This window comes from Vibrio sp. 2132-1, from assembly GCF_033344315.1.
In genome coordinates this window covers 1-778 of sequence record NZ_JAWPON010000238.1, presented here as the reverse complement: position 1 = coordinate 778, position 778 = coordinate 1, and the positions used below count along the sequence as shown (strand labels likewise).

At 41.1% G+C, this 778-nt stretch carries 2 protein-coding genes; both read right to left on the bottom strand.

The features are described 5' to 3' along the window. Positions 1-239 (bottom strand): MATE family efflux transporter (locus R8N47_RS24670; protein ID WP_318186033.1); only part of this gene is annotated, 239 nt, incomplete at its 3' end. 57 nt (positions 240-296) lie between these two features. Continuing rightward, positions 297-710, bottom strand: coding sequence for a MarR family winged helix-turn-helix transcriptional regulator (locus R8N47_RS24665; protein WP_318186032.1), 414 nt, complete (start codon positions 708-710; stop codon positions 297-299). Positions 711-778 lie beyond the last annotated feature (68 nt).

The following is a 778-nucleotide window of genomic DNA, read 5'->3' as shown; positions in this document are numbered from 1 at the left end:
TGATCTTGCTCTCCTTGCTTGATGGAAGTCAGGGCTCCCGTTCCCACACCAACCATCATCCCTATTCCCAGAATGCTACCAATCACTGGCCAAGCGACATTGATGCCCGCCAATCCGTCAGCGCCGACGTAACGGCCAATAAAAATACCGTCGACGACTTGGTACAGCCCATTGACCAACATGGCTGCGACAGTTGGAATGGTATATTTCCAAAATTGTTTATAAATGGAGTTTTGCATGATTCTCACCAATAGTTAGCAAAGCTAACTAAATAGTTAAATAAATGAATTTTTGAGTTAATTTCCAAGCGCTTTATTGAGTAGCGACTGCAATTGTTTGGCTTCTTGTTCATTTAGCTTTAGCATCATTTGATCCGAAATATCCTTATAAACAATTTGTTCTAAAGACATTTTTTCAGCGACATCTTCCGTCAGTAAGATACGCTTTGCGCGAGCATCTTCATTGCAAGCAATACGCTTCACTAACCCTTTCTTTTCTAAACGCACCACCATATTGGAGGCAGAAGGTTTGGTTACCTGTAACTCGGCGGCAAGATCAGTAATACGAACGCCTTCAGGAAACACCTGAATTACGCGTAAGTAATCAAATTCGTTAAAGCTAAGATGAGACAATGGATCTTCTTTAGCGTAAACACGCCAAGCTTTGGCGCAAAAACGCTCCAAATCGATCAAACTCTCTTCTAAAGCCATAAAGATTCACCAATTAGTTAGTAAGGCTAACTATTCTAAAGCGAGTTATCTCAATCATCAAGCGTAAA

Bases quoted from the DNA above. Each gene is read 5' to 3' on its own strand.
- R8N47_RS24665 (WP_318186032.1), bottom strand. From the start codon at position 710: ATGGCTTTAGAAGAGAGTTTGATCGATTTGGAGCGTTTTTGCGCCAAA.